The following is a 21,906-nucleotide window of genomic DNA, read 5'->3' on the forward strand; positions in this document are numbered from 1 at the left end:
TAAATTACGAAATAGAATTATGTCAGTATTTAAAGTAGCATCGAGATATGCAAAGTCATTAATTGACTTGGCTAGCGAGCAAGGCTCACTGGAGACCATCAAGACAGATATGGATTCGTTCATTGCTGTTTTAAAATCCAGTTCGGAATTGCAGGCTGTTTTGGCCAATCCTATTGTTCCTTTGGACAAGAAGAAAAACATATTGGATGCTTTATTTAAAGATAAGATCAATCCGAATATCTTGGCATTCTTTAAGATCATGATCAACAAAGGTCGTGGTACAATAGTATATGCTACAGCTCAGGAATTTGTCCGTGAGTATAACGAGGTAAAAGGTATTGTGAAAGCTACAGTTACATCTGCAGCACCACTTTCTGAAGCTAATTTGGCAGCGATGAAAGATGTACTTGCAAAAGAAACCAACGCTCAGGTGATATTGAACAATAAAGTCGATAGCAGTTTGATCGGTGGATTTGTAGTCAATGTTGGTGACCGCCAGATTGATGCAAGTATTGCTGGTAAGTTGAATAAATTAGAAAGATATTTGAATCAGGGTAACTAAGTTATTCTGATACTTGAAGTAAAATAAATCAAAAACCCCTTATAATAATTAAAATGATAGAGGTAAGACCAGATGAAGTTTCGGCAATTCTAAGAGAACAATTGTCGGGCTTTAAATCAGAAGCCGAACTAGAGGAAGTGGGTACCGTACTTGCTGTAGGTGACGGTATTGCTCGTATTTACGGCTTAACTAAAGTTCAGTCCGGTGAGTTGGTTGAATTTGATAACGGATTACAAGGTATTGTATTAAACTTAGAAGAAGACAACGTCGGTGTTGTACTTTTAGGTCCTTCTGACGAAATTAAAGAAGGAGATACTATTAAACGTACCAACCGTATTGCATCCATCAAAGTTGGAGAAGGTTTGTTGGGACGTGTTGTGAATACATTGGGTCAACCAATTGATGGTAAAGGACTTATCCAAGGTGAATTGTATGAAATGCCTATCGAGCGGAAAGCTCCGGGTGTTATCTACCGTCAACCGGTAACTGAGCCATTACAAACGGGTATCAAAGCGATTGATGCGATGATTCCAGTAGGTCGTGGTCAGCGTGAGTTGGTCATCGGTGACCGTCAAACAGGTAAAACTGCGGTTTGTATCGATACGATCTTAAACCAAAAAGAGTTCTATGATGCAGGTCAACCTGTATTCTGTATCTACGTTGCTGTAGGTCAAAAGAATTCTACAGTAGCGAATATCGTTCGTACCTTGGAGGAAAGAGGTGCAATGGCTTATACAGTTGTTGTCGCTGCTTCTGCGGCGGATCCGGCTCCACTTCAATTCTACGCGCCAATGGCGGGTGCTGCTATCGGTGAGTTCTTCCGTGATACAGGCCGTCCAGCGTTGATCGTTTATGATGATTTGTCTAAACAAGCTGTGGCTTACCGTGAGGTTTCTTTGTTGTTGCGTCGTCCTCCAGGCCGCGAGGCATATCCAGGTGACGTTTTCTACTTACACAGCCGTTTATTGGAGCGTGCAGCGAAAATCAACTCTTCTGATGATATCGCTCGTAACATGAATGACCTTCCTGAGTCTATCAAGCATTTGGTTAAAGGTGGTGGTTCATTGACAGCTCTTCCAATCATCGAAACACAAGCAGGTGACGTTTCGGCATATATCCCTACCAACGTAATCTCTATTACAGATGGTCAGATCTTCTTGGAATCTAACTTATTTAATGCTGGTATTCGTCCGGCGATCAACGTAGGTATTTCGGTATCTCGTGTGGGGGTAACGCTCAGATCAAACCGATGAAAAAGGTATCAGGTACATTAAAGTTGGATCAAGCGCAGTACCGTGAATTGGAAGCTTTCGCGAAATTCGGTTCTGATCTAGATGCTGCTACTAAGGCTGTATTGGATAAAGGTGTTCGTAACGTTGAGATCTTGAAACAAGGTCAATACTCTCCAGTTTCGGTAGAGAAACAAGTTGCGATCATTTACATTGGAACGAAAGGTTTATTACGTAATGTTCCAGTAAATAAAGTAAGAGCGTTTGAAGACGAATTCTTGACGCAATTGGAACAACGCCATCCAGAAGTTTTGTCAGCGTTCAAAGCTGGTAAATTCTCTGATGAGTTGACTGCAGTATTAGAAACAGTAGCTAAGGATTTAGCATCAAAATATTAATTAGTAATGAGTATTTGGTATTGAGTCCATTGACTAGACTCAATACTCAATACTAGGTACTTGATACTTAAAACAAATATGGCAAATTTAAAAGAAGTAAGAAACCGGATTACCTCGGTATCATCAACACAGCAGATCACTAAAGCCATGAAAATGGTTTCGGCTGCTAAATTGAAGCGCGCTACTAACGCTATCTTACAATTGCGCCCATATGCGAATAAACTAAGAGATATTTTGGCTGATGTTTCTGCAAGTGTGGAGGGAAGTAATTCTCCTTTCACAGTAGATCGTGAGCCAAATAAGGTGTTGATCGTTGTTGTTTCTTCTAATAGAGGTTTGGCTGGGGCATTCAACGCGAATGCTATCAAGATGACTAATAACTTGATCGCTAACAAATATGCCGAGCAGCATGCGAAAGGCAATTTGAGTATCATCGCTATTGGTAAAAAGGGTTACGATTTCTATTCGAAGCGTAATTTCGATGTGATAGCTAATCACTCAGACTTGTTTTCTGATTTAAATTTTGGATCTGTTTCTGTAGTGACAGAATTTATCATGGAACAATTTAAGGAAGGTAATTTTGATCGTGTTGAAGTGGTTTATAACCAATTCAAAAACGCTGCAGTTCAAGAGTTGACAGCAGAGCAAATTTTGCCTTTATTACCACCTGCAGAGCAAAACACACAACATACGCATAAAGCAAAAATTGAAGCTGAAGTGGATTATATCATCGAACCTTCTAAAGAGAAGATTATTGAAGAATTAATTCCTAAAGCCATCAAGATTCAATTATACAAAGCTGTTTTAGATTCCAATGCTTCTGAGCATGGCGCACGTATGACAGCAATGGATAAAGCAACTGAAAATGCTGGTGACTTATTGAAATCACTTAAGTTATCGTATAACCAAGCACGTCAAGCGGCAATTACAACAGAATTGACCGAGATCGTCTCTGGAGCGGCAGCGTTATCAAACGGATAATCCTTAATCAGGACAATATAAAAAGGCGATAATCTTATGATTATCGCCTTTTTATGTTTAGTAATCCTTTTTACCACCTGATTAAAGCGGATCCCCAGGTAAAGCCTGCGCCAAAGGCGGCTAAACAAATAAGATCGCCCTCTTTTTTTTCCGGCTTCCCAAGCCTCACATAACGCGATCGGTATGGACGCTGCTGTGGTATTGCCGTATTTTTGGATATTGTTGAACACCTGATCCTCATTTAATCCCAAGGTTTTCTGAACAAACTGTGAAATACGAAGATTGGCCTGATGGGGAATCAATAAGTCGATGTCAGAAGTTTTCAGGTTGTTCTTTGTCAAAGCCTCATGAATAACTTCGGGAACTTTACAACGGCCTTTTTGAAAACGGCCTGTCCGTCCATATTTGGGAACGCAGTTCCATCTTCAAGCATTTCTTTGGTCATCAATAATCCCCCAATTCCTGTTCCGGCCAATCGGGCATTTTGTCCAGCCAGATTCCGCTTGATGCTCCTGGATAATACATCGCGAGCTTTTCTGCTTCCGCGCCATCGGAATGCAAATGCGTGCTCAAAATGCCTTTTCCAGCTTCGGTTGTCGGCTGCACAATTACTGCTCCGGCACCATCACCGAAAATTACAGAAACAGCACGTCCTCTGGTTGAAAAATCGAGTGCAAATGAATGTTTTTCTGAACCCACTACAAGTACATTTTTGTACATCCCCGTTTTGACAAATTGATCTGCTATGGATAGGGCATAGATGAAACCAGAACATTGATTTCTGATATCCAATGCGCCGACCTCGTTCATGCCCATTTCCCGCTGTAGTAAAACAGCGCAGCCTGGGAAATAATAGTCAGGCGACAAGGTTGCAAAGATGATGAAATCGACATCTTCCTTGCTGATATTGGCGCGTTCAATTGCTATTTTCGCGGCTTCAACACCCATTGTGGTTGTCGTTTCTCCAATACGGTCAGCATAGCGACGCTCTTTGATACCTGTTCTTTCTTGAATCCATTCGTCACTGGTATCCATAAAACGTGTTAAGTCATTGTTGGTATATACGTTTTTTGGAACGTAATAGCCAATTCCTGCGATTTTTGACTGAAACATAATAAATTCCTCTAATTGATTGTATTCTTCCCTTTTATATTGTCGTTAATTTAGAAAAAAATATTCTATTTTTGCAGGATGGGTACCCAAACTGCTGAAGAAACCTTTACGTTAGAAGAGATATTAGCGTCTGTTAAGGACTCTAATCGCCTGATTTTATGGAATGACGAAACGAATACGTTCGACCATGTGATTCATTGTCTGATGTATCACCTTCAATATACCGAAAAACAAGCTGAGAAAATTGCATGGAAAGTGCATACTGAAGGAAAGTGCGCCGTTTTGGAGGGTACTTTTACAGAGATGGAAATCTACCGCAAGATTTTGAAAGCGGAGGGATTGACGGTCTCTGTGGAATAAATTTACTATCTTTTTTGTTACCGTAATAATATGGTTACGCTTCAAGTTTGTCTCTAAGTTTTAGTTTTATTTGCACTAAACTATAAACTAAGCTGAAGCTCTCATGTCATTTAACGCTAAATCGTTTAAATTTTTATTATTATTTTTATTTTTTCTACCGGTTATTGTTCTTGCACAAACTGGTCAAATCAAAGCTATCCTGGTCGATGGCAAAACTTCCAAACCTATTTCGTCTGCCAGTGCTGCGCTTTTAGATGCGAGCAATAATAGTTATGTCAAAGGTGCACAGTCAGTAGATCAAGGATTTCTTTTATTCTCAGATATTAAACCTGGTAAATATAAGGTCCGTATCAGTTATGTCGGCTATGAAACACATACCATTGAAGGTGTGGATGTGGCGGCATCGAAAAGCAATGACCTTGGACGGATTGGTTTAAATTCAACAGGTGAGTTATTGGATGAGGTAGTAGTCGAGGGGAGAGTTCCTGCGATGCAGATTGGCATTGACCGCAAAACCTTTAACGTGGGCGAGAGTTTGGTCAGTGCGGGTGGAACAGCAACAGATGTGTTAGCCAATGTCCCCACGCTTCAGGTGGATCAAGACGGATCGGTGAGTCTACGTGGATCCAGTAGTGTCAAGATTCTAATAGACGGCCGCGAGTCAGCACTCGCAGGAAACGATGTCACATCTTTGCTTCAGAGTCTTCCGGCTAATTCCATAGAAAAGGTTGAGGTCATCACCAACCCCTCATCTAAATATGATGCGGAAGGGCAGACGGGGATTATCAATATCGTCTTAAAGAAAAATATTCGAACAGGGCTGAACGGATCGGTAAATACATCCGCTGGTTCCTATGACAATTATATGGCTGGTATAACATTGAATTATCGTGATCGAAAATTCAACTACTTCGGATCCTATAACTTCAATAAACGTAACATGGTGGGAAGTGGAGCCGTAGATAACGTTTTTAAAGATAACAACAGCCAAATTTCCAATAATTCTGAGTCTTCGAGAAAAGGAAATAGTCATACGATGAAGGCCGGCGTAGATTATTATCTCTCTGATCGGAATTCATTGAGTTTTTCCGGAAATTTAAGTGTACGGGATAATAATCGTGTTGAAAACCTGTGGTACCGTTACATTAATCATCCGAAATTATCTGGTGAGAGCACCAGAACCTCTTCGCAACTTGAGGATGATTTGGGCTATGAGTTTAATTTGGACTTTAAACACCAATTTAAAAGATCAGGAGAAGAACTGACGGCAAACGCCAGCTATGGTCGAGATAAAGAAGATGGGACCAATGATTTTATTCAGGAGTTTACATCAAAGGCTCCTAGTTCTGGACGTAAAAATATAACCTCTGAAGATGGGAAGAATATAAATCTACAAGCAGATTATGTACTGCCGTTCTCCGAAGATAGTAAGTTTGAAGCAGGCTATCGTTCACAGATCAGAAAGTCATTTGATACGCAGGATTCCGATACATTGAGTGTCGCAAATCAGGTTTATCTACCAGATTATGGGATAAGTAACGATTTTGATTTTACCTCCACCGTACATGCGCTTTATGCCAATTATCAAGGTAGATTGTCCAATAAAATCGGTTATCAATTGGGGCTTCGTGCTGAGCAGTTTAATTTAAATTCAACTTATCTTTCTAAAGATCCTGACGTAATAGAAAAAGAAACAAAAGCTAAGCAAGATTTTTTTAGATTATATCCAACCTTATTTTTAACCTATAAGGTGGGGATGACGGTGATAAAATTCAATTTAGTTATTCAAGAAGGGTTCAACGTGCCCGAGGCTGGCAGGTCAATCCATTCTTGAATGTATCAGATGATATGAACAGACGTCAAGGTAACCCAAACTTGAAACCGGAAGATGTACATGGATTTGAGCTGAGCTTTGCTAAGACTTTTGGAAAAGTTAACTTGATTTCCTCGGCGTATTTTAACCACACCAGTGAGGTGATGCAGCCATTCGTTTATTTTGTAGATACAATAAGTAGTGTCACTTACAGTCGCTGGGAGAATTTGACAAGCCGAAACCTTTCTGGATTTGAATTTATTTCTAAGGTCAATGCGACGAAGGATTTTGATTTTACATTTAATCTTAATTTGATCAATATTAATTACAAAGCGAATGAGGCCTATAACGTAAAAGCTTCCAATGGTTTTGCCTACAATTCTAATCTAACTGCAAATTATCGTTTTACCCCTACATTCTCTGGCCAGATTAGAGGCGAATACAATTCTTCCCGGGTCATGGCACAGGGAAAAATGAATGCAATGAAAGGGGTGGATATCGCCCTGAAAAAAGAGGTGTTCAATAAAAGGCTTCAATCATGTTTAATGTCAGAGATGTCTTTAACAGTAGGAAAATGCAGGGTTTTACAGAAACCCCGCAATTGAATTCTAATTTTGAACACCGTTGGATGAAGAGAATGTTTACTTTATCGCTCTCATACCGCTTTGGCAGTCAGGATCTAAATAAGTTGAAAAAGAAGGAAACAAATACAAATGAAATAAATGGTGGAGGAGAGGAATATTAAAAATATTCCTCTTTTTAACCCCAAATGCTTAATTTTAATTTTGAAACAAACCTAAAACTATAAAGAATGAAGTTATTAAAAACAGTTCTTGCGGTATCGGTGATGGCATTTTCTGCACATCTTAATACTGCCGTAGCGCAAGCAAAAAAGAAGTACCGGCTTACAAAATTTTGGATTTGCCACGCGTGGATATCAAAAATTCAAAAAGAATAAGGCTGGAGCATATGTTATCTTTGATGGTACTTCGATGGAAGGCTGGAGAGGATATGATAAAACTGTAGTTCCCAAAAAATGGGTTATCAATGAAGGCGCAATTAAATTTGATAGTGGAGCGAATGTAGGTAAGGACGAAGGTGGTGATTTGATTTTCGCACATGACTTCAAAAATTTCGAGTTGGAATTGGAATGGAAAGTAGCAAAAGGAGCAAATTCCGGAATTTTCTTTTTGGCCAAAGAAGTCGAAGGTCAGCCAATTTATATCTCATCACCCGAGTGTCAGGTTCTTGACAACGAAAACCATCCAGATGCTAAGATGGGTGTCGATGGGAATCGCAAGTCTACATCATTGTATGATATGATTCCTGCGAAACCACAAAATGGCAAACCTTATGGCGAATGGAACAAAGTGAAGATCCGCGTGAACAATGGTAAAGTTGAACACTTTCAAAATGGTGTGAAGGTCGTTGAATATACCCTATGGGATAAATCTTGGGTTGACCTATTGCAAAAAAGTAAATTCAGTCAAGAAAAATGGCCTCTGGCTTTTGAGTTGCTGAGCCATGTAGGTGGAGAAAGCAAATCAGGCTTGATTGGTCTCAAGATCATGGAAACGATGTTTGGTTTAAGAACATAACCGTAAAAGTTTTAAAATAACAAAAAAGCAGCTTTTAAAGCTGCTTTTTTGTTATAATATAAATTGTAATTCTTTCAGATCGACAATCATATGTGGTACATCTTCAGGTTGCTCCGTACTGTTCGGATTAAAGAAGATCGCATCCATTCCTACATTCATAGCCCCACGTACATCCGCATCCAGATTATCTCCAATCATCAATGACTGTTGTACGTGTGCTCCTGTGGTTTCAGTGCAAATTGAAAGATCCTTGGATCAGGTTTGTTCACTCCGACGACCTCAGAAATAAAGATGTTGTTGAAATATTTGTTCAAATTGCTTTTTTCCAATTTGGTCTCACAAGCCTCCTTAAAACCGTTGGAAATCAAATGCAGGTTGTATTTTTCGTCCAGGTAGGCCAAGGTTTCATGTGCATGCGGAAATAAATTCGTCTTTTGAGGACAGATCGCAAGGTATTCCAGTTCAAATTCTTCAGGAAACAATTCGGGGTCTACGCCCAATTCGATAAATGTATCAGCGAACCGAGCCTTTCTTAACTCGGGTTTTGAAATCTTTCCATGATGATATAATCCCCAAAGGCGATGATTGTTGATTGTATAAGTTTCTATGAAACGGGAGGGGATTCCTTGTTAAACAAGCTGTCAAACTTGTATTTAAAATATAGTTCGTGGAGACTTTCTTCGGCATTTTTGTCAAAATCCCAGATGGTATGATCCAAATCAAAGAAAATATCCTTTTTCTCACGATTAAACATATACAAATATACCACCTCTGGGGAGATTTTATCTTATTGTGAATCGGCTAATTTTCTTCTTTGTGTCATAATCTTTAGGATATTTCCGAATGCCTTGGTGAATAGCTATTTTTGCTACATGAAGAAAGCGCTTTTACTCTTTTATTTCCTTTTGTTTTACGCGATCATGCAGTTGATATGGTGGGGGTGATGTTCATCCGCTTTGATCCAAGCAAAAAGAACATGATTATAGGTGAAGGTATTTTCTTCTTGATCATTTTTTTATGGGGTGCGTGGCGGTTAAAGCGCTTGGTAGAACGGGAACAGAAATTGTTGCAACAGCAGCAAAATTTCCTTTTGGCTATTACACATGAGTTGAAATCTCCTCTGGCATCCGTCAAGCTGTATATTCAGACCATTTTGCGACGAGATCTGGATAAAGAGCAACAACAGACTTTTTAAGAAATTCCCTAAAAGATATTGAGCGATTGGATGATTTGGTAGAGAATGTCTTGATGACAACCAAATTAGACAGCCGCAATTACAGTATGCCCAAGGAGGATTTTAACTTTACTTCTTTGGTGGAGCAAATCGTCGATCGACTTCAAAAGAATTCATGCAGCTCACAGGTATTGAAACCTTACCTGGAGTCGGATATTATTATCCATGGTGATAAATTTGCGATAAGTAATGTCGTGACAAATCTCATTGAGAATGCTATTAAATATTCACCGGCCTGCGCCATGGTGGATGTCAAACTATATACGGAGAGCAGTAAAATAATTTTTTCTGTTGCTGACCATGGTATCGGTATCAGTGATGAAGAGAAAAAACTTATCTTTAATAAGTTTTATCGCGTGGGAAGTGAAGCGACACGGAAAACCAAAGGTACTGGTTTGGGGTTATATATCGTGAAAAACCGTGTTGCAGAAGCACGATGCGACCATTAAAGTTAAAGATAACACTCCTAAAGGGAGTATTTTTGAAGTAACATTTGAAAGAAATGCAAAGTAAACAAAGAATATTACTTGTCGAAGATGAAGAACACTTGTTAGAAGCAATCAAGTTGAATCTCGAAATGGAAGGTTACCGTGTCACTACGGCTACTGACGGAAAAAAAGCATTGAAAGTTTTTAAAGAGGAACGTTTCAATCTCGTGATATTGGACGTTATGATCCCTGAAATTGATGGATTTCAGGTTGCTGAAACAATCCGACTACAGAATACAGAGGTTCCTATCATTTTTGACTGCCAAAAACAGTAGTGAAGACCGTATCACTGGACTAAAAAAGGTGCCGATGATTATTTGGTAAAGCCTTTCAATTTAGAAGAATTGATTCTCCGTGTAGGAAATTTGGTTCGTCGCGGTATGAAACCAGATGATCTTAAAGAATTGAATTCTTATCAAATCGGTGATAAAACCATCTATTTTAATTCTTACGAATTGCATCATGCAGATGGAACGATTACCTCATTGACGAAAAAAGAAACCATGCTATTGAAGCTGTTGATCGAACGTCGTAATGAAGCCGTTTCCCGTGAGCAGATTTTAGAAACTGTATGGAATTATGACGTCTATCCTTCGACGCGTACCATTGACAATTTCATTTTGACATTCCGGAAATATTTTGAGCCTGATCAAAAGCACCCAATCTATTTCCACTCTATCCGAGGTGTTGGTTATAAATTTACCGACAATAACGCATAGCAAATAAAAGATGATGACAATTAAGGCTAGAATAGCCGTTATTTTTATTGCTGCGTTACTTTTGGGCTATGGTTTATACCAAGGGCATTATCAGACAGCTGTATTGTTGGCTGGTGGAATTGGTTATCTAATTTGGAGCCATTTTCGAGAAGGTTCAGTTTTCTTGGCAACACAAGCTTTTCATCGGCAAGACTATGAAAAGACAAAAAATTTGCTGTCCGAAATAAAAATCCAGATACACTTCGCAAGGGGCGTCGTAATTTCTATGAATTTATGATGGGAAATATCGCCTTGAAAGAGGATCGTATTGATGAAGCTGAATACCATTTTCAGCTGGCTTCTCGTTGCCTTGGAAAAAGATAATGAAAAAGGTATGGTAATGATCAATCTGGCGAATATTGCGCTGCGAAAGACAGATTATGAACGAGCAAGGGCGTATACAGATGTGGCCAACAAATTACATTTAACTGCAAGACAGGCCAGTATTATTACAAAAATAGAAAACGAAATTTCAAAACATTTATAGTGAGTACTACTTTACAAAACGACTTATTGATTAGAGCTGCATTCTCGCAGCAAACGGAGAGACCTCCTGTGTGGATGATGCGTCAGGCTGGACGCTTTATGAAAGAATACTGGGATATCAAAAACAAGTATTCTTTTCTCGAAATGTGCAAAACACCAGAGATTGCAGCAGACGTAACGATGCTGCCCGTGGATTTGTTGGGTATAGATGCGGCGATCTTGTTTTCGGATATTTTGGTTACAGCTGAGGCAATGGGTGGAGACCTGTCATTTGAACAAGGAGTAGGTCCTCGTTTTTCTAATCCAATTCGTTCTGTCAAAGATGCGGAGGCATTATCGGTTGACTGTCTGGATAAATTGCAATATGTTGCGGATGCCATAAAAGTAATCCAACAACGTCTTGATAATCGTATTCCATTGATCGGTTTTGCAGGAGCACCTTTTACCATTTTAAGTTATTTGGTTGAAGGCGGTTCGTCAAAAGATTTCAAGTTGACGAAGTTGATGTTAAACAATCAACCTGAATTGGCGCATACAATCCTTCAAAAGATTGCTGATGTAACTGTAGAATATCTTAATATGCAGATTGCGGCAGGCGTAAATGCGATCCAATTATTTGATAGCTGGGCTTTGGCTTTGTCTTGGAATGATTACCGTGATTTTTCACATTATTATAACAAACAGATCATCTCCAAATTGAACCGCAAGGATATTCCTGTAATATCTTTCTGTAAAGGATCATCTGTCTTTGCTCCAATGATGGTAGAGGCGCAGCCAGATGTGGTTTCGATCGACTGGAATGCAGATCTTAAAAATATGAAGCAATCCTTGCCACAGGGAATAGCTGTTCAAGGGAATTTAGATCCGTTTGTACTATATGCTGAAAAGCCTGTTATCAGAAAGAAAATTATAGAATTATTTGAGCGCATGCGCGGAGAGAATGGTTTTATATTCAATTTAGGACACGGTATTATGCCTGATATTCCTTTTGACAATGTAAAATACGCAATCGAGGTTGTGAAAGAATTTCGCTATTAAACTTTTGATTGGAAAGAGTTCTAAAAAACGAAACAAGATTTTGCATAAACATCTGATCGAGAAGAAAGAAGACTTGCTATAACCAGCAGGTCTTTTTTTTTTGAGCAAGAGATGGCAGTTGGAATAGTTAAAAAGTTTTTTTATTGTTTTATAATGTATTAAAATGCGGGTTATCATGGGCATGGTGAAAATTCGTGCAAAATATGTTAAAATGAGCACAGTTACTTTTTTGTAAATCTTGTTTTATTTTATAGCTTAGTCGCAAAACCTAATAAATGAGTAAAAATACCTTGATGGATGGACTGCTGATTAATGAAGAAGCGCTGGAAGAAGTGTTTCATCATTATTTTGATGAGCTATGCCGTTTCTTAGGGTATTATACGCGCGATGTACAGTTGGTGGAGGACTGTTTGCAGGATGTGTTTGTTAAACTATGGGAAGATCGGGATCAAATCCATATTTTCCATGTCAAGACCTATCTTTATCGGGCAGCCCGTAACCGTGTGCTCAATGCTTTACGCAATGAAAGTACACGTACTGCTCATTTGGAACGTTGGTTTAAGGAGGAAATGACCCGTCAGGAGGCAGAAGAGTGTATCAATATGGAGGAGTTTTCCCTTGTTTATCAGGAAGCTATTGGCAAATTGCCTGAAAAATGTAAAATCGTCTATCAATACTGTAAGGAAGATCAGAAGACCTATCAGCAGGCCGCCCAAGAACTGCAAATATCCATCAAGACAGTCGAAAATCAGATGTCCATTGCAGCTAAAAAAATACGGGCACATATACTTGAACGCTATCAAATACTGTATCCAGATTCGATTTTATTGGTTTTAACGATGTGTGGTGCAGGCCTTTCCACACTCGTTTAAATATTTTTGAAAAAAACACAAAATCTTTTAGGGTTTTCTCTGCTCTGGGTGTCTATTTGTCGTAAACCCAAAATAATGAATAACAGTTATAAGCCGTCACTGGAGCAATTAGTTCGATATCTAAAAAAGAGAGTGATGTAAAGGAGAATGAAGCGATTGTAGCTTGGCTCGATTCAAGTGAACAAAATCGTCATTATCTTTTGCAGCTGGAAAACGAATGGATACATCTCAAAGAACCGCCACTGATCATCGATCGGGCAGATCGTCCACGGATATGGGACAAAATCCAAGATCGTATCCAACCTGTCGTAAAAACTATTGTTTTTGACCGTAGCCGTTTTTGGTGGTTGGTCAGTGCTGCTGCGATTCTTATTTTTCTATCAGGGACATTGGGAACGTATTTTATTCAGCGTAATATTTTAATGAACACATCTTCGCAGGAGCAGACAACTGTTTATACGGCTTTAGGGCAGAAGTCACAGGTCATATTACCGGATGGATCAAAAGCTTGGTTAAATGCGGGTACAAAGATGAGCTATTCACATGCATTCAATCAACATGATCGCAAGGTTACACTCGAAGGCGAGGCATTTTTTGATGTTGTGAAAAAGAAAATATGCCTTTCACCGTGCAGACTTCTCATTTGGATGTTGTGGTGAAAGGGACTGCTTTCGATGTGTCAGCCTATGCGGATGATGCGAAGATAGAGGTATCGCTGCTGCGTGGAAAAGTTGCGATAAAAGATAAAAAGGACAATTAATCGGAGAATTAAAACCTAATGATTGGATCCAACTGAATAAAAGGACTGGTCGGTATACGCAGATACAGCAATTTGACGCGATACAATATAGCACCTGGAAATCTGAGGAACTTGTTTTTGAGAACGAATCTTTGGAAAGTGTTCTTAAGAAATTGGAACGCTGGTATGGTGTCGATATTGCTTGGAAGGGGGCAGAGTCCGATAGACATTATACATTCAAAGTGAAAACTGAAAGTCTACGAGAAATTTTGGAATTGATCAATGTCATTACACCAATCCAATATACAATAGCCGGCAAATCTGTAGCTATAGTTTCAAAAAAACGATAACCAAAAATTAATGATGTAAACTACTTAAAACAAAATATACCAAAAATTATGAAAAAGAAACCTATTCTGATGAGTCTTTTACTCCTCAGCCAGACCTTCTTTGCTGTAAACGCGCAGCAGGTATCGGGCAAAAAGGAGGCTTCAAATCTTAAGTCACTTATCGAGATTGTTGAAAAAAAGTATGGCTATTCATTTATGTTCAGTAATTCGGATGTAGATGTCAAGACACCACTTTTCTATAATAGTCAGGCAAGCAGCTTGGAAGCACTGTTGAAAGATGCGTTACAAGAGAGCTCGATTACATACGACATTACGGGGAAACGGATTTTATTAAAACGTAAGGTTGCAAATAAACAACAAACGGGGCAAGTAAAAGGAACTGTTGTAAATGAAAAGGTGAACCACTACCCGGTGTGAGTATACATGCTTCGGGTAGTGGAAAGACCGTCGCTACAGATCTTTCAGGCACTTTTTCTCTAGAAGTGAATGCGAAAGACTTACTTCAGGTTAGCTATGTAGGTTACCAAAACCAACAAATTAATGTACAGGCAGGGAAAGATGTTGATATCACCCTAACTAGCGGAAATAGAGAACTTGACGAAGTCGTTGTGATCGGATATGGTACTTTAAAGAAGTCTGATGTCACGGGTGCAATAGCAAGTATTAGCACAAAAGATCTAGCAAAACGCGCAACAACAAACCCTGCTGAGGCATTACAAGGAGTTGCAGCTGGTGTGAATGTGCAAAAAAATAGTGGTATTGCCGGAGCAGGAGTGCAGGTCAAGATCCGTGGGGTCAATACCTTTGGCAGTAATGAACCCCTGTATATCATAGATGGTTTCCCGGGTACAATCAGTAATGTCAACCCCAATGATATTGAGAGCATGGAGGTACTCAAAGATGGTGCCGCTGCCGCAATATATGGTTCTGTGGCTGCCAATGGTGTTGTTATCGTCACAACGAAAGCTGGTAAAGCCGGAAAAATTCTTGTAGACATTAACAGCTTTACGAATGTAACAGAAACGTCTAATCGACTAAAAGTACTTGACGCCGACGGTTATGTAAAAGTGCACCGCCAAATGTATGACGAATACAATAAGTACGCTACGACGCCAGTCAAACTTCCTGATTATATCAACAAGCCAGGTACCAATAATACCGATTGGCAAGAGGAGGTATTCCGTACAGGGCTTTCCACGGCGAATAGTGTTGCCATCAGGGGTGGACAAGACAATACCCGCTATTCCCTGTCAGCGAACTTAAGTAATGACAAAGGTGTCGTTATCGCGAACGATTTCAAAAAGGAAAATGTCCGTATGAAATTGGGGACCAAGAAGAATATCTTCACCGTGGAAGGGAATATGGCCTATACAAATTCCAAATACCATGGACCCAATTTTAGTCTAAAAGAAGCCTATATGATTTCACCTTTGGTACCGGTATATGACTCCGCGGAAAAAGGTGGTTTTGGTTTGACAAATTGGGGTGGTATTCCCAATAATGTCAATGTGATTGCCGACGAACACTATAAAACAAGCTGGACAAAAAAGCAGGATTTCGCCGGAAATGCTTTTGTTAGCGTAGATATCATGAAAGGCTTAACCTTTAAAACAAGTTATGCCTTTAACGCGATCAATACACAAAATTATTACCATTATCCTCCATTCGCCTCGGATGAAAAGAACCCGTATGAATTTCCTTTTTATTGGGAGGGACGCAGCTATTGGCAGGAACAGGTCTTTGATAATCTCCTGAACTATAAAACAGAATTTGGAAAACATAGTTTAAATGCGCTTTTGGGTAGTTCGTTGAATATGCAGGAATCCAATTGGAATAATGTAGGCGTTGAAGGAAAGAAGATTGTATACTCGGTTGAGAATGGTAAACTGATGAGCAAGGAAAGTGCCGAGGGATTTTTGGATCCCAATTTCATGACGATCAGTTCGGGACAAGGAGGAACATTCTCCGCGGATGGTTCTAAATATGACTATAACCGCATGTCTATCTTTGGTCGTGTCAATTACTCTTATGCCGACCGTTACCTTGTACAGTTAACCTTACGTCGTGATGGTTCATCCAAATTTGGAAAGGATAGCCGATATGGAAGTTTTCCTTCAATAGCATTGGGTTGGAAGATCGATGAGGAATCATTCTTCCCGAAAGAATCCTTCGTATCTAATCTGAAATTAAGGGGAAGCTGGGGAAAACTCGGAAATGAGGTCGCTTTGGGGTACTACGACCACCAGGCACTGATCAGTACCTACAATAATTTGTACATGGGATATGTGCGCGGAAGTGGCAATCCTTGGCCAGGTAGTATTGCAATGGGGCTTGAGAATCGACTGTTGAGCTGGGAGACCACAGAGTCTAAAAACATAGGAGCAGACTTTGGTCTATTCAATAATGTATTAAAAGGTTCGGTAAATTACTTTATCAAGACCACCAATGATCTTTTGATCACTAAGAAAGTTGCTCCATCTGCAGGTTTGGAAGATCCGACATTAAATGTTGGGAAGATCCGAAACTCGGGTTTTGAGCTTGAACTCAAGTATGCAAATCGGAAAAATGAGTTTCAATACGATATTGATTAAATCTTTCAACCCTCAAAAATAAGGTCGTCAGCCTCGCTAATGAAGACCAGATTCTTTTGGGAAATGGTCTAAAATTCGATACTGAACATTTTCCGAATCAGACTCGTGTAGGATATCCGATTGGAGGATTCTTCCTTTACCAAACCGATGGTATCTTTCAGAGCATGGAGGAGGTGAACAAACATGTCAACAAGGAGGGGAAATTACTACAAGATAATGCCAAGCCGGGCGATATCCGTTTTGTCGATGTCGATGGTAATGGTGTGATTGATGATGAAGACAAGAAATACAGTGGTACGGGGATTCCTAAATTGGAAGTAGGTTTGAATCTCGGTGCTTCTTACAAAGGCTTTGATTTTTCGGCTTTGATCGGAAGTGGCTGGGGACATAAACTCTATAATGGGAATCGCTACTTTTTTGAAGCCATGAGTTCTGGATCCAACTTTTTGAGCAGTACGTTAAATGCATGGACCGAAAACAACCGGAATACCGATGTTCCGCGTGCTGTATTACAAGATCCAAATGGAAACAGCCGTGAGTCCACACGCTTTTTGGAATCGGGTAACTTTATTAGACTACGTCAGCTACAGATCGGTTATACTTTGCCTAAAAATCTATTGCATGCGATCCGTTCAGAAAATCTACGGTTTTATATCAGTGGACAGAATATATATACCTGGACAAAATACAAGGGAATTGATCCTGAGTTTGCACCATCTGGAGTTAACAATAAATCCAGCGTGTTGAATACAGGGGTAGACCGTTATATTTTTCCATTTACCAAGTCCTATTCCTTTGGAGTTCAATTTACATTTTAAGACTTGGGTATTTATTGTATCATAATTAAAGAAACTAGAAGATGAAAAAGAATAGAACAAATTATAAATGGATTCTTTGTATCGCTTGCGCGCTAAGCACGACATTGTCCTGCAGCGATAAATTGGATTTAACATCGCCGGACAAACTTACTTCAGATAACTTCTGGCGTAATGCCGAGGATGCTGAGTCTGGACTTTCTGCTGCCTATTCGCAGTTGGAAGCAGCAACTGATGTATGGGAATTTGCGGAGGTAAAATTTCCGGTCGAGGCTTATCGTGAAGATGCTTGTGAAATCGGTAGCGATGCCTTGAACTATCAAACCTGGGTGGAACTCTATAATTTTACCTATACCAATGGTAATAGTCAATTTACGGCCTATTGGAGTAAAGCATATCGCGGTATTTCTTATGCAAATCAAGTGATAGAGAAGACCGCACCGATTGAAATGGATGCAAATAAGAAAAATCAGATTATTGCCGAAGCAAAGTTCTTACGCGCCTATTACCATTTGAAACTATTGCTTAACTGGGAGAAGATCGTTATACGCGATCAATATATCACCAACGAAGGAAAGATTAACAAGGCCTTATCTACACGTGATGAAGCTTGGGCTTTTATTATCGGGGATCTGGAGGCTGCGGTTGGCAATTTACCTGTGAAACAGGAGGCGGCCAATGTTGGTCGAGCTACAAGAGGGGCGGCGAATGCTTACCTTGGCTACAGCTACTTAACATCAGCATATGAAAATACGGCCAAAAAGAGGAACTGCTCGGAAAAGCTGAACAGGCCTTTAAAGCCGTATCAGGGTATAATCTGGAAAAAGATTTCCTGTCTATGTTTGACGGAACCAATAAAAATAGCGCAGAATCTATTTTTGAACTTCAATTTACTGATAATACCGCTAATGGTGCGAGTTACCGCACAGCACTGCATAAGTGGATCGCTGTAGGAGAGTTGGGCGGTTGGGATGAAATCTTACCAAGCAAGATGCTCTTAAACGAATTTAAAAAGGAGGGTAAGATCGCTACAACAGGACGTTATGACTCACGTATGTATCAGACCGTATTCTGCAATGATCCTTATTTTAATGATTTGAAGAATGGGGAGTTTATGGCTTTACCTACGATGAAATATTTGGGGCTGGATCTGACCGGGCAAGTTTCAGAAAGTATTTACCACGAACAGCAGCCGATTTAGATAAGTCCCGCACAGCAGTCAATCTTCCATTGATGCGTTATGCTGATGTGTTGCTGTTATTGGCTGAAACCTTAAATGAACGTAATCGTCCTGCCGATGCCATCCCTTTGATCAATCAGGTACGCCAGCGGGCAGATATGCCGGCACTTCCTTTGAATTTGTCTGTTACCGAAGTCAAAAAACGTATCGAACATGAGCGTATCGTGGAGTTTGCCTTGGAAAATACCCGATTCTACGATATGAGAAGATGGGGAAAGCGAAAGAAGCATTGCAAGCTATTGGTCGGAATAGTTTTGATCCGGCTAAACACAACTTTTATCCTGTTCCAGTATTGGAGATCAAGTCAAATGATAAAATTAATTAAGGAGCATGTTTACCGTTTTTTTGTCATGCTTTTAGGTGTAGGAATAGGGATAGGACTTCGGTCCTTTCCTATTCTTAAACATACAGGTATTCTTGTCCGATTGGTCATATTTGCCTTACTGTTTCTTCTGGGACGAGAGGTCGGACAAAATCCAAAAATAGTAGACAATCTTGATACATTGGGGTTGCAAGCTATACTGATCACATTGGCCGGAGTCGCTGGAAGTGTTCTTTGCTCATGGTTCGTTTACCGTTTATTCTTTAGCAAACATGAAAGGTAGTTTGATCATTCTCGCATTTTTTGTCGTGGGTGTTTTTGTCGGTTTCAAGGGAATTATTCCAGCCGAATTGTTGAAAGAAGAATGGAATACTTATGTCCTCTATGCATTGATGTTGTTGGTTGGGGTTACCATTGGTTATGATAGGGAACTCTTGATATCTCTACGAAAAGTTAATTTAAGCATCGTGCTCGTTCCCCTGGCAACTATCGTTGGAACATTGATAGGTACGTTTATCATCAGTTTCTTTATCCGCGACTGGAATGCCGCTGAAAGTATGGCTGTAGGATCTGGATTTGGTTACTACTCTTTATCAAGTATTTTTATTACACAATATAAGGGTGTCACATTGGGAACTATAGCATTGATGTCGAATTTGATACGTGAATTAATGGCGCTATTGATGGCCCCATTAGCTCGAAAATGGTTTGCCCGCTGGCGCCGATTTCTGTTGCAGGCGCCACAAGTATGGATACTGCATTACCCATTATCACACAATACTCCGGCAAACAATATGTTCTCGTTGCGATCATCCATGGTATATTGATTGACCTCAGTGTACCCTTTTTAGTTACTTTTTTTTGTTATTTATGAGAAATAAGATCGAAACCTTATGGGTTACAATTAGTTTTTGTTTGATTTTGATAGGATGCAATACGGTCAAGTCCCCTAAAATGGATGGCTATGGTGGATTGTTAAGGGTGGAGCAACAACCAGAAGGTTCCACTCGGCGAACAAATCCCTTTTATACCGACCGCGGCGCCTGGGTCGGATTTGGCATTCATGAAAATAAGACAGTAACAGGTTTTTGTGGACCCTATGATCTGGATGGGCGTGCCTGGTTAAGTAGTGCATTGCTGCAGATTGGAACAGCTCCGGCTGGAGAAAAAAATCTATTGAGCCGTGATAGCAGTTGTTATTATCCGGATCGCCTGTGGATGCGTTTGCGAGGGGAGGATATGGAGGTTGAGCAAACTCTTAAACAGGTCTCATCAACAACAGCCATATTACATATTAAAAACAAATCATCAAAAGAACTATGGACCTATGGCAATCTCAATCAAGGGCAATGGACATTGGCAGGTAATACCCTGTGGTCTAAACTTCCAAATGGAGAACTTCTTTTACTATCTTTTGAAGCTGGTGTGAAAGTAACTTTTGATCAGGGGAAATATCAAGCCCATTTAGAAAAAGCTGATACGGAGATTGTGCTGATCCATTATGCCAACCCGATCACCTTAGAAAAGGCACTCGTAACGGCAAAAACAGCTGTTGAGCAAAGCAAGACTTTGAGCATGCAACATACAGCACGGTGGGTGAATTATATCAGCTCAAATACTCGTCCGGAACTCTCCATGGAGGAACATCGCATTATGGTGAAAAGTATGATGACCCTGATGAGCAATTGGCGGAGTGCAAAAAGGAATTAAAACATGATGGTGTTGTCCCTTCACATGTAGCTGACTATTTTGTTGGATTTTGGGCATGGGATTCATGGAAGCATGCCGTTGCATTGGCGCAGATAGATCCCGCTTTGGCGAAAGATCAGGTTCGCGCTATGTTTGACTTTCAAGATAGCGTCGGGATGATTGCCGATTGTATCTATACGGACCATCGCGAGAATAATTACCGTGATTCCAAACCGCCATTAGCTGCCTGGGCGGTAAATGCGATCTATGAAGCCGATCATGACCTATCGTTTGTACGGGAAATGTACGATAAACTAGTCTTGTACCATGAATGGTGGTTTCGCTACCGGGATCACAATAAAAATGGTATCTGTGAGTATGGTGCTACGGATGGAACATTAGAAGCTGCCAAGTGGGAGAGCGGTATGGACAACGCTATTCGGTACGATAGTACCCAGATGTTATTGAATGAAAAAGGTGCCTGGAGCATGGATCAGGAATCTGTGGAGCTCAGTGCTTATCTTGAGCTGGAACGAAAATATCTGATGCATTTTGCGGAATTGCTCGGAGTACCATTTCGGGGGAAAAAGAATCGTACCTTGCCATGGATTACTTCTTTGACCAGGAGCGCGGTTATTATTTTGATCGCAAACTGAATGGAGCGCTTATTCCATGTTTTGGTCCTGAAGGCTGGTCGCCATTGTGGACAGGTTTAGCTACTGTGCCACAAGCTGAAGCTGTGGTTCGTGTGATGCAGGATACGGCTAAATTTGCCTCCTTTGTACCTTTTCCTACTGCGGCTCTAGACAACGCCAAATTCATGGATAGAGGATACTGGCGCGGGCCTATTTGGTTGGATCAAGTCTATTTCGCAATTGCTGGTTTAAGGAAATACGGTTATCAAAAGGAAGCCGATATGTATACCAAACAAGTCTTTGAGCGATTGGAGGGCTTATCTGGTAATGGACCAATTCATGAAAACTATGAAGCGCGCACAGGCAAAAGGCTCAAAGCACCACATTTTAGCTGGTCTGCAGCCCATTTATTTCTGTTATATAAGGAACTGAAAACTTCTCCACAGAAGAAATAGATCAGTTGAAATACCAACGCTTCCAATCCGATAAGTTGTACTATCTATATCGGATTGGAAGCGTTGTTTATTTAACATGCATTATTGAAAACTAAAACTAAGTAGTCGGGATGGACTTTCGTCTTTTGTATACTTCATGT

General features: G+C 40.1%; 25 protein-coding genes and 6 pseudogenes. 27 read left to right on the plus strand and 4 right to left on the minus strand.

The genetic code is table 11. The features are described from left to right. Window positions 1–19: 19 nt before the first annotated feature. The 3 genes and pseudogenes from KUH03_RS25775 to atpG all read left to right on the plus strand — a co-directional run bounded on the left by KUH03_RS25775 (window position 20) and on the right by atpG (window position 3,170). Complete coding sequence (locus KUH03_RS25775) at window positions 20–562, plus strand: F0F1 ATP synthase subunit delta (RefSeq protein WP_120262216.1); 543 nt, start codon at window positions 20–22, stop codon at window positions 560–562. 53 nt (window positions 563–615) lie between these two features. Next, window positions 616–2,189: pseudogene (gene atpA / locus KUH03_RS25780) on the plus strand (F0F1 ATP synthase subunit alpha). A 78-nt stretch (window positions 2,190–2,267) separates the two neighbouring features. Continuing rightward, window positions 2,268–3,170, plus strand: coding sequence for an ATP synthase F1 subunit gamma (gene atpG, locus KUH03_RS25785; RefSeq protein ID WP_257087408.1), 903 nt, complete (start codon window positions 2,268–2,270; stop codon window positions 3,168–3,170). A gap of 70 nt (window positions 3,171–3,240) precedes the next feature. On the opposite strand, the pseudogene KUH03_RS25790 reads toward atpG, so the two are convergent. Continuing rightward, window positions 3,241–3,511, minus strand: a pseudogene (locus KUH03_RS25790) (3-oxoacyl-ACP synthase III family protein). A 103-nt stretch (window positions 3,512–3,614) separates the two neighbouring features. After that, window positions 3,615–4,283 carry a 3-oxoacyl-ACP synthase III family protein gene (locus KUH03_RS25795; RefSeq protein ID WP_257087409.1) on the minus strand — a complete coding sequence of 223 codons (669 nt, stop codon included), beginning with the start codon at window positions 4,281–4,283 and terminating at the stop codon, window positions 3,615–3,617. 78 nt (window positions 4,284–4,361) lie between these two features. Between KUH03_RS25795 and KUH03_RS25800 the strand changes: the two genes are divergently transcribed. The 5 genes and pseudogenes from KUH03_RS25800 to KUH03_RS25820 all read left to right on the plus strand — a co-directional run bounded on the left by KUH03_RS25800 (window position 4,362) and on the right by KUH03_RS25820 (window position 8,054). Further along, window positions 4,362–4,643 carry an ATP-dependent Clp protease adaptor ClpS gene (locus KUH03_RS25800; protein WP_077437687.1) on the plus strand — a complete coding sequence of 94 codons (282 nt, stop codon included), beginning with the start codon at window positions 4,362–4,364 and terminating at the stop codon, window positions 4,641–4,643. A 103-nt stretch (window positions 4,644–4,746) separates the two neighbouring features. After that, window positions 4,747–6,477, plus strand: a complete 1,731-nt coding sequence (locus tag KUH03_RS25805; RefSeq protein ID WP_257087410.1) for an outer membrane beta-barrel protein — start codon at window positions 4,747–4,749, stop codon at window positions 6,475–6,477. After that, window positions 6,414–7,057: pseudogene (locus tag KUH03_RS25810) on the plus strand (outer membrane beta-barrel family protein); the annotation flags it as partial. The gene KUH03_RS25805 and the pseudogene KUH03_RS25810, both read left to right, overlap by 64 nt. Further along, a complete protein-coding gene (locus KUH03_RS25815) occupies window positions 7,058–7,201 on the plus strand; it encodes a hypothetical protein (RefSeq protein WP_257098061.1) in 144 nt (47 codons plus the stop codon). A gap of 247 nt (window positions 7,202–7,448) precedes the next feature. Then, the gene (locus tag KUH03_RS25820) at window positions 7,449–8,054 is read left to right on the plus strand and encodes a DUF1080 domain-containing protein (protein ID WP_257087411.1); all 606 of its coding nucleotides are present in this window, start codon (window positions 7,449–7,451) and stop codon (window positions 8,052–8,054) included. A 51-nt stretch (window positions 8,055–8,105) separates the two neighbouring features. Here the strand turns inward: KUH03_RS25820 and KUH03_RS46705 are convergent, their stop codons facing one another. Both KUH03_RS46705 and KUH03_RS46710 read right to left on the minus strand, forming a co-directional pair. After that, a complete protein-coding gene (locus KUH03_RS46705; RefSeq protein WP_306429167.1) occupies window positions 8,106–8,252 on the minus strand; it encodes an HAD hydrolase-like protein in 147 nt (48 codons plus the stop codon). Next, window positions 8,252–8,554, minus strand: a complete 303-nt coding sequence (locus KUH03_RS46710) for an HAD-IA family hydrolase (RefSeq protein ID WP_306429168.1) — start codon at window positions 8,552–8,554, stop codon at window positions 8,252–8,254. Before KUH03_RS46710 ends, KUH03_RS46705 begins: the two co-directional genes overlap by 1 nt. Before the next feature lie 365 nt (window positions 8,555–8,919). Here KUH03_RS46710 and KUH03_RS46715 point away from each other — a divergent pair, with 365 nt between their 5' ends. The 19 genes and pseudogenes from KUH03_RS46715 to KUH03_RS25915 all read left to right on the plus strand — a co-directional run bounded on the left by KUH03_RS46715 (window position 8,920) and on the right by KUH03_RS25915 (window position 21,766). Then, entirely contained in the window at window positions 8,920–9,249 is a 330-nt protein-coding gene (locus KUH03_RS46715) for a histidine kinase dimerization/phospho-acceptor domain-containing protein (protein ID WP_306429169.1), read from the plus strand. 26 nt (window positions 9,250–9,275) lie between these two features. Next, entirely contained in the window at window positions 9,276–9,737 is a 462-nt protein-coding gene (locus tag KUH03_RS46720; RefSeq protein WP_306429170.1) for a cell wall metabolism sensor histidine kinase WalK, read from the plus strand. A 53-nt stretch (window positions 9,738–9,790) separates the two neighbouring features. Further along, window positions 9,791–10,495: pseudogene (locus tag KUH03_RS25835) on the plus strand (response regulator transcription factor). Window positions 10,496–10,505: 10 nt separating this feature from the next. Then, a complete protein-coding gene (locus KUH03_RS25840; protein ID WP_257087412.1) occupies window positions 10,506–10,772 on the plus strand; it encodes a hypothetical protein in 267 nt (88 codons plus the stop codon). Between the two features lie 33 nt (window positions 10,773–10,805). Then, complete coding sequence (locus tag KUH03_RS25845; protein WP_257087413.1) at window positions 10,806–11,021, plus strand: hypothetical protein; 216 nt, start codon at window positions 10,806–10,808, stop codon at window positions 11,019–11,021. A gap of 26 nt (window positions 11,022–11,047) precedes the next feature. Next, the gene (gene hemE, locus KUH03_RS25850) at window positions 11,048–12,058 is read left to right on the plus strand and encodes a uroporphyrinogen decarboxylase (protein WP_373564494.1); all 1,011 of its coding nucleotides are present in this window, start codon (window positions 11,048–11,050) and stop codon (window positions 12,056–12,058) included. Window positions 12,059–12,333: 275 nt separating this feature from the next. Beyond that, window positions 12,334–12,930, plus strand: a complete 597-nt coding sequence (locus tag KUH03_RS25855) for an RNA polymerase sigma-70 factor (protein ID WP_257087415.1) — start codon at window positions 12,334–12,336, stop codon at window positions 12,928–12,930. A gap of 422 nt (window positions 12,931–13,352) precedes the next feature. Next, a pseudogene (locus KUH03_RS25860) lies at window positions 13,353–13,690 on the plus strand (FecR family protein). Between the two features lie 80 nt (window positions 13,691–13,770). Next, window positions 13,771–14,019, plus strand: a complete 249-nt coding sequence (locus KUH03_RS25865) for a DUF4974 domain-containing protein (protein ID WP_257097304.1) — start codon at window positions 13,771–13,773, stop codon at window positions 14,017–14,019. A gap of 48 nt (window positions 14,020–14,067) precedes the next feature. After that, entirely contained in the window at window positions 14,068–14,436 is a 369-nt protein-coding gene (locus tag KUH03_RS25870; protein WP_257087416.1) for a hypothetical protein, read from the plus strand. Further along, on the plus strand, window positions 14,433–16,610 hold the full coding sequence (locus KUH03_RS25875) for a SusC/RagA family TonB-linked outer membrane protein (RefSeq protein WP_257087417.1): 2,178 nt from the start codon (window positions 14,433–14,435) through the stop codon (window positions 16,608–16,610). Before KUH03_RS25870 ends, KUH03_RS25875 begins: the two co-directional genes overlap by 4 nt. A gap of 56 nt (window positions 16,611–16,666) precedes the next feature. Then, window positions 16,667–17,428: a hypothetical protein gene (locus tag KUH03_RS25880; RefSeq protein WP_257087418.1), complete on the plus strand. Its 762-nt coding sequence runs from the start codon at window positions 16,667–16,669 to the stop codon at window positions 17,426–17,428. Window positions 17,429–17,469: 41 nt separating this feature from the next. Then, window positions 17,470–18,378, plus strand: a complete 909-nt coding sequence (locus KUH03_RS25885; protein ID WP_257087419.1) for a RagB/SusD family nutrient uptake outer membrane protein — start codon at window positions 17,470–17,472, stop codon at window positions 18,376–18,378. Window positions 18,379–18,383: 5 nt separating this feature from the next. Beyond that, window positions 18,384–18,626: a hypothetical protein gene (locus KUH03_RS25890; RefSeq protein ID WP_257087420.1), complete on the plus strand. Its 243-nt coding sequence runs from the start codon at window positions 18,384–18,386 to the stop codon at window positions 18,624–18,626. Beyond that, complete coding sequence (locus KUH03_RS25895; RefSeq protein WP_257097306.1) at window positions 18,560–19,270, plus strand: RagB/SusD family nutrient uptake outer membrane protein; 711 nt, start codon at window positions 18,560–18,562, stop codon at window positions 19,268–19,270. The genes KUH03_RS25890 and KUH03_RS25895 overlap by 67 nt, the downstream gene beginning before the upstream one ends. Continuing rightward, window positions 19,260–19,861: pseudogene (locus KUH03_RS25900) on the plus strand (lysine exporter LysO family protein). The gene KUH03_RS25895 and the pseudogene KUH03_RS25900 overlap by 11 nt, the downstream one beginning before the upstream one ends. A gap of 80 nt (window positions 19,862–19,941) precedes the next feature. Next, complete coding sequence (locus tag KUH03_RS25905) at window positions 19,942–20,697, plus strand: hypothetical protein (RefSeq protein ID WP_257087422.1); 756 nt, start codon at window positions 19,942–19,944, stop codon at window positions 20,695–20,697. Continuing rightward, window positions 20,673–21,332 carry a hypothetical protein gene (locus KUH03_RS25910; protein WP_257087423.1) on the plus strand — a complete coding sequence of 220 codons (660 nt, stop codon included), beginning with the start codon at window positions 20,673–20,675 and terminating at the stop codon, window positions 21,330–21,332. Before KUH03_RS25905 ends, KUH03_RS25910 begins: the two co-directional genes overlap by 25 nt. Next, the gene (locus KUH03_RS25915) at window positions 21,281–21,766 is read left to right on the plus strand and encodes a trehalase family glycosidase (protein ID WP_257087424.1); all 486 of its coding nucleotides are present in this window, start codon (window positions 21,281–21,283) and stop codon (window positions 21,764–21,766) included. The genes KUH03_RS25910 and KUH03_RS25915 overlap by 52 nt, the downstream gene beginning before the upstream one ends. The last annotated feature ends 140 nt before the right edge of the window (window positions 21,767–21,906 follow it).

Origin of the sequence: Sphingobacterium sp. E70 (assembly GCF_019285695.1) — a bacterium.
Classification (GTDB): domain Bacteria; phylum Bacteroidota; class Bacteroidia; order Sphingobacteriales; family Sphingobacteriaceae; genus Sphingobacterium; species Sphingobacterium detergens.